The following is a 5,681-nucleotide window of genomic DNA, read 5'->3' as shown; positions in this document are numbered from 1 at the left end:
ACTGATACTAATAGATCGAGGACTTAACCAACGCTTTAAAAAAATGAAATACCTTCTTATTATCTAGTTTTGAAGGAATGAAAATTTCTTCTTGCATTTTCTCAAAAAGATGTTATACTAATATATGTCTTGAAAATGCTAACAATGTTTGGTGACGATAGCGAAGAGGTCACACCCGTTCCCATTCCGAACACGGCAGTTAAGCTCTTCAGCGCCGATGGTAGTTGGGGGTTTCCCCCTGTGAGAGTAGGACGTCGCCAAGCTTATATTGTTCCGCAGTAGCTCAGTGGTAGAGCATTCGGCTGTTAACCGAACGGTCGTAGGTTCGAGTCCTACCTGCGGAGCCATTATTGGAGAGCTGTCCGAGTGGCCGAAGGAGCACGATTGGAAATCGTGTAGACGGGTAACCCTGTCTCAAGGGTTCAAATCCCTTGCTCTCCGCCATTTTATACCTGGCCCGTTGGTCAAGCGGTTAAGACACCGCCCTTTCACGGCGGTAACACGGGTTCGAATCCCGTACGGGTCACCATTAAGAGAACATATTGGAGGATTAGCTCAGCTGGGAGAGCATCTGCCTTACAAGCAGAGGGTCGGCGGTTCGATCCCGTCATCCTCCACCATTTTTCAATAAGATCAGGTTGTTTCTACATAATGGGTTTGATTATTCATCCTATTGAAACGCTAAACACGAAAACTTGATTCCTAATAGCAACATTATTAACGTCGCGGGGTGGAGCAGTCCGGTAGCTCGTCGGGCTCATAACCCGAAGGTCGCAGGTTCAAATCCTGTCCCCGCAATCTATGGTCCCGTGGTGTAGCGGTTAACATGCCTGCCTGTCACGCAGGAGATCGCGGGTTCGATTCCCGTCGGGACCGCCATTTTCATTGTTTGGCTCAGTAGCTCAGTCGGTAGAGCAAAGGACTGAAAATCCTTGTGTCGGCGGTTCGATTCCGTCCTGAGCCACCATTGTAGTGCCGGTGTAGCTCAACTGGTAGAGCAACTGACTTGTAATCAGTAGGTTGGGGGTTCAAGTCCTCTTGCCGGCACCATGTTTCATCCATATGCGGAGGGGTAGCGAAGTGGCTAAACGCGGCGGACTGTAAATCCGCTCCTTAGGGTTCGGCAGTTCGAATCTGCCCCCCTCCACCATCTTATAGGGGTATAGTTTAAAGGTAGAACAGAGGTCTCCAAAACCTCCAGTGTGGGTTCGAGTCCTACTACCCCTGCCAATTTCAATCTTATAATGGCGGTTGTGGCGAAGTGGTTAACGCACCTGATTGTGGTTCAGGCATTCGTGGGTTCGATTCCCATCAGTCGCCCCATTTTTCAATAAATGTGATATAATGAATACAACGTTAATGGGCTATAGCCAAGCGGTAAGGCAACGGATTTTGATTCCGTCATGCGAAGGTTCGATCCCTTCTAGCCCAGCCATATGCGAAAGTAGTTCAGTGGTAGAATACAACCTTGCCAAGGTTGGGGTCGCGGGTTCGAATCCCGTCTTTCGCTCCAAAAACGTTGGCGGCATAGCCAAGCGGTAAGGCAGAGGTCTGCAAAACCTTTACCACCGGTTCGATTCCGGTTGCCGCCTCCAACATACATGCCGGTGTGGCGGAATTGGCAGACGCGCACGACTCAAAATCGTGTTCCTCTGGAGTGCCGGTTCGACCCCGGCCACCGGTATCACATACGTTAATATAAACGTCGATTTGACGGCAATCTACCCGCAATGGTAGGTTGCCGTTTTTTCGTTGTATGCGCACGATTTCGTAGGTAAAAGTCGTACGCTGCGAATCGTACGCGCCGTATCGGGTAATTATCCGTATTGGAGTGGCGAACATTTGCAAGGGAAAGACGTAATAATGATTTAGCGACGGAAGATATTTCGAAGCTGCGTGGGAGCATGCGGTCAGATTTCCTTGACTTCGACGACGCACTGGCGTTGTTTTTGAAGGATGGCGAAATAAGGAATATCCGTGAACATACGATAAAATACTACCGGAATGAGCTTTCGCCATTTCGACGCATTACCCGATTTTATTAGACATAGCAAAGGCGGTCAATAATTGTTACCGAGAGTATTAAATGGATAAGATACGGGATCATTCCGAAGTATTCCGAATACAGGGCGTATACCAGGGCTGAGCGTCCGTTTCACCTGCACGGTGCTCCTCGTGGGTATGGGCGCCTGAAACTCCGGGGCTAAGCTTACCGTTTATGCAGTGTCCTATACACGGAATGGCCGACAGCATTATCAGTATAGCGGGGTACATCGCCCTTATTAGCGTAGTATAAATCGCGTTAAATCAACGATGTTTACATAAGTGTATATTCGATAATAATCCGTTGTGCACAAACGTTGTTATGACGCGGTTTGTGTTGCATATCGACTGCCTCAAATGTCTATTATGTTAACTAGAATTGCGTGCTTCATACAACGAAATGAATAAAATAATAAAGCAATTCGTGTGCCAACGAAGACATATGCGTGTGTATCGGGAGTGGCAGCCGGGGTATGACCGATTTACCCCAAGGCAGGGGGCGAATATCTCTGAATCTGCTGAATTATAAATCCGCGAATCAAATTTTCACTTCGGGGGTCAGCGGAAATAGCCCCTATTGTTTATATTAATATAATACTCGATGGGCTCGATTTTTAATGACTATTCAAAGTTTGCTTTAACAAATTGAGCTTCTTCTTCAGGAGTAAGAGTTCCAGTAGCTTTACCGACATTTCCATTTTGTTCTCCCCAAAGGTAATTGTGATCTTCCACTATATTGTCGAAGTTTCCTTCTTTCCAGTTTCCTACGATTCTTAGCAATTCACTTTTATAGTCGATAACTTCGCTATCATTAATGAATTCATAGACTGCATTGATGTTTTCAGAATTCATTTCAAGGTTGTACCATTTTTCTTCAGAAACTACTTTTTGATGAGTCATACTGTGCATTGTTTTCATAACGTCTTCTCTTTTTGAAGATGGGCCAAGACCTAGTTCATATAGAATTTTCTCATTTTTTATAGTTTCTACTTCCGTATCTTCTTCTTCAGTTGTCTCGTATTCCACTTCCGTTGTTTCCAAAACAGGAGCCGTATCTTCTTGCTTTGCTTCAAAATTTTTAGCGTTCTGATTGATTGTTATTATTACTGAAATAGCTGCTGCAGCTACTATAAGTCCAACCATTGACCATCTAAATTTATTCATTATAAGTTCCTCCGAGTCATAGTTCGATTATTCATTCATTTCAGTTACATCCTTTTATGGATAAGCTAACCATTATGATAATAACATAAAATATTAACAAATAATCTTAAACTATTAAGTAACCATATGGATATAAAATTTTTTATTGGAAACCAATACAGAGTATCCTGAGACCACTGTTGACTATATGAACGGGCGCATTGGCGATACGTCCGTGTAAGTAGAAGAAGACCGTAAATTGGTCGCCTTTCTTCTATTGGAGTGCCGGTTCGACCCCGGCCACCGGTATCTTAGAACGACGATATAAAGCGGTTTTCCTTAATTGGAAAGCCGTTTTTTCGTGTTTTCACGGATTTTTAGTCGTGCGTTTTTATTTAGGCTATGTTAAATCAGAATGTTTGATTTCGACCTAGAAAAAACGCCCACTGAAAGGGCGGTTGTTTGAACTAACGTTACCTGTTAGCGGAACAAAGGTGCCGATTGATCTCCGTGGCAACCTCGCGGTGAAGTTTATTCGATAAGAGTCTAGCGACTCTCCCATTGCTTTAAAATGATAATTATTTCCTAGAAATTTATTAATAAAAAAGCCGCGACAACTTCATGTACAACTGAATAATTTAATTTATGACATCAAAAGGAGGTGGTTGTATGAGTAATAAGCGTCCAGATGTAGTCATTATAGTAAGAGATGAAGATAACTTTGAGAATATTGCTAAAATTGAAATAATCGGAAGCGCATCCCCGTGTAGAAAGTTCCTACGGGTAGGTGCTCCTATAAGTGATGTTGTATTATGTATGGTTAGGAATGGGTTTGTAAACGCTCAGGCTGAAAATGCTGTTATATTTTTCCGACCTAGGTAATGTCTGACTTCGACTTGATGTTACCCTTTTCAGGTAGACTGTAAAAAAAGTGGACAAGGCATGATGTTCATAATAGTCGACTTGGGAAGGGAGTTTTTTATGGCTGTGTTAAATGTTAATGTTGATTTTTTTATAATAATAGGAGAAACCCAAGAGGTATATGGGCTTCCCTTATACTTATTTGATATTTTTAATAATGCAGAACAAACAAAAGAAAAAGACGCTTCCCACGCGGGCGGCGTCTTATTTTTGTTTATTCTTATTATTGAATTTCTAAATACTAGTGTTCGGGAGGGGGATATTCTATCATTTCCAATATCCGACCATTCGAAGCTACATAGGAAAACAATAACTTACAAACGTTCAAGCGGTGAACACTTTGAAAATGAATCTTACGAATACAACCGAATAGTGTGACGTCATTCACGCTTTATATTGTCGATATATCAACGGATATGGGTTTGTTTCCATTTCGAAATTGCCCGAAGCACGACTCAAAATCGTGTTCCTCTGGAGTGCCGGTTCGACCCCGGCCACCGGTATCAATTTTATTACCTTCAATTACACAGTAAATTAGGTAATAGCAACGTTTAAAAACGTCTCTACAGTTATTGTAGGGGCGTTTTTTTGTTGTCTTTTTTATCTATTATCACACGACAAAATTAACTAAAATCGTGTTCATGAATCGTGTTCACTGTTGAAGGGAGGAACCAATTTGGCAAGGCGTAAAAATGTTTTGAATAAAGTTGAATTAGCTGTAATTGAAAAGAAAGTTAAATCCTATGTAGAAACATTTAAAGATGCTATACAATTGTTCATCCAAGACTGTGAACTTCGGAATTTAAAAAACTACTTTTAACCGGATGTTTTGAATCATAACCCACGCAAATTGGTACAACCTTCATAAAATATAATAAAACAGTCATGAAGGAGAGACATTTTGATGATACACAAGTCTATATTGAAAAAACTTTTGAAACTAATTTTAATAAGTTCATTACATCCATCCAATTCAAATGAAACAGGTGCACAAAGCAGCAAGAATAAGAAAAAGAAAAAGGGATGCGGATGCTGCTAATAAAGTACCACTGAGGATAGGGCAATATGATGTACCCGTAAGACCCATCGACTTCGAAAGTAGCTATGCACAAGGCTGTTTAGGACTGTTTGAACTATCCGTTCGTTTAAGTATACAATTCCGAACTGTACGATTTCTTAACAAAACAGCCACTTTTAACGTTCGTTTAAGTGTTGAAATTTTTTACGAACGTTCACAAACTCACATTGAACTTTACGAACGTCAAAACGGAACAAATGTAGGGAACTTCTAACTACCTTGTTTCTTTGATTTTCTAAAATAAAAGCAAATATTACTGTGCACCCACCTACCACTACCAGAGGGAATATCCAAGTATTGATTAAATGCTGATAAATCCATGAATCCTCCATAAAGTCCACCTCGGTATTTGTTGTTGGCTTTAGTATGAACGTTTTTTTATAGCATTATCAAAACTCAACAGTAGTGATTGGGGGGGGGACTTACGGAATAACAAGGGCTGGGGGGGCAACTAAAAGTCACTATCAATAGCGAAGCCAATAGTAAGGGCTATATA

General features: G+C 41.5%; 5 protein-coding genes, 15 tRNA genes and 1 rRNA gene. 20 read left to right on the top strand and 1 reads right to left on the bottom strand.

Annotation, left to right across the window (positions count from 1 at the left end):
• Positions 1–147: 147 nt before the first annotated feature.
• From rrf to FNK51_RS24250, 17 genes are all read left to right on the top strand, one after another.
• A 5S ribosomal RNA gene (gene rrf, locus FNK51_RS24330) occupies positions 148–263 on the top strand.
• A 9-nt stretch (positions 264–272) separates the two neighbouring features.
• A tRNA-Asn gene (locus FNK51_RS24325) sits at positions 273–347 on the top strand.
• Positions 348–352: 5 nt separating this feature from the next.
• Positions 353–444, top strand: a tRNA-Ser gene (locus FNK51_RS24320).
• A 10-nt stretch (positions 445–454) separates the two neighbouring features.
• Positions 455–529, top strand: a tRNA-Glu gene (locus FNK51_RS24315).
• A 15-nt stretch (positions 530–544) separates the two neighbouring features.
• Positions 545–620 (top strand) — tRNA-Val (locus FNK51_RS24310).
• 104 nt (positions 621–724) lie between these two features.
• A tRNA-Met gene (locus FNK51_RS24305) sits at positions 725–798 on the top strand.
• 5 nt (positions 799–803) lie between these two features.
• Positions 804–879 (top strand) — tRNA-Asp (locus FNK51_RS24300).
• Between the two features lie 12 nt (positions 880–891).
• Positions 892–967: transfer RNA gene (locus FNK51_RS24295), tRNA-Phe, on the top strand.
• A 7-nt stretch (positions 968–974) separates the two neighbouring features.
• A tRNA-Thr gene (locus FNK51_RS24290) sits at positions 975–1,050 on the top strand.
• Positions 1,051–1,066: 16 nt separating this feature from the next.
• A tRNA-Tyr gene (locus tag FNK51_RS24285) sits at positions 1,067–1,150 on the top strand.
• Between the two features lie 6 nt (positions 1,151–1,156).
• Positions 1,157–1,230: transfer RNA gene (locus tag FNK51_RS24280), tRNA-Trp, on the top strand.
• Between the two features lie 17 nt (positions 1,231–1,247).
• Positions 1,248–1,323: transfer RNA gene (locus FNK51_RS24275), tRNA-His, on the top strand.
• A 37-nt stretch (positions 1,324–1,360) separates the two neighbouring features.
• Positions 1,361–1,435, top strand: a tRNA-Gln gene (locus FNK51_RS24270).
• Between the two features lie 3 nt (positions 1,436–1,438).
• Positions 1,439–1,513, top strand: a tRNA-Gly gene (locus tag FNK51_RS24265).
• An 8-nt stretch (positions 1,514–1,521) separates the two neighbouring features.
• A tRNA-Cys gene (locus FNK51_RS24260) sits at positions 1,522–1,595 on the top strand.
• A gap of 8 nt (positions 1,596–1,603) precedes the next feature.
• A tRNA-Leu gene (locus FNK51_RS24255) sits at positions 1,604–1,684 on the top strand.
• A 142-nt stretch (positions 1,685–1,826) separates the two neighbouring features.
• On the top strand, positions 1,827–2,045 hold the full coding sequence (locus FNK51_RS24250) for a hypothetical protein (protein ID WP_141994983.1): 219 nt from the start codon (positions 1,827–1,829) through the stop codon (positions 2,043–2,045).
• A 619-nt stretch (positions 2,046–2,664) separates the two neighbouring features.
• On the opposite strand, the gene FNK51_RS24245 is transcribed toward FNK51_RS24250, so the two are convergent.
• Entirely contained in the window at positions 2,665–3,207 is a 543-nt protein-coding gene (locus FNK51_RS24245; protein WP_141994982.1) for a DUF6241 domain-containing protein, read from the bottom strand.
• 648 nt (positions 3,208–3,855) lie between these two features.
• On the opposite strand from FNK51_RS24245, the gene FNK51_RS24240 reads away from it, so the two are divergent.
• From FNK51_RS24240 to FNK51_RS26785, 3 genes are all read left to right on the top strand, one after another.
• Positions 3,856–4,068 carry a hypothetical protein gene (locus tag FNK51_RS24240; RefSeq protein WP_098370853.1) on the top strand — a complete coding sequence of 71 codons (213 nt, stop codon included), beginning with the start codon at positions 3,856–3,858 and terminating at the stop codon, positions 4,066–4,068.
• A 99-nt stretch (positions 4,069–4,167) separates the two neighbouring features.
• Positions 4,168–4,485 (top strand): hypothetical protein, encoded by a 318-nt coding sequence (locus tag FNK51_RS24235; protein ID WP_141994981.1) that lies wholly within the window; start codon positions 4,168–4,170, stop codon positions 4,483–4,485.
• 298 nt (positions 4,486–4,783) lie between these two features.
• A complete protein-coding gene (locus FNK51_RS26785; protein ID WP_181762337.1) occupies positions 4,784–4,927 on the top strand; it encodes a hypothetical protein in 144 nt (47 codons plus the stop codon).
• The last annotated feature ends 754 nt before the right edge of the window (positions 4,928–5,681 follow it).

Origin of the sequence: Bacillus sp. B4EP4a (genome assembly GCF_006680105.1) — a bacterium.
GTDB lineage: Bacteria > Bacillota > Bacilli > Bacillales > DSM-1321 > Peribacillus > Peribacillus simplex_E.
The sequence above is the reverse complement of the archived record's forward strand: the minus strand, read 5'-3'. Positions and strand labels throughout refer to the sequence as shown.

Coding starts and splice junctions, on each gene's coding strand:
- FNK51_RS24240 (WP_098370853.1), top strand. CDS start 3,856: ATGAGTAATAAGCGTCCAGATGTAGTCATTATAGTAAGAGATGAAGAT.
- FNK51_RS24235 (WP_141994981.1), top strand. CDS start 4,168: ATGGCTGTGTTAAATGTTAATGTTGATTTTTTTATAATAATAGGAGAA.
- FNK51_RS24245 (WP_141994982.1), bottom strand. CDS start 3,207: ATGAATAAATTTAGATGGTCAATGGTTGGACTTATAGTAGCTGCAGCA.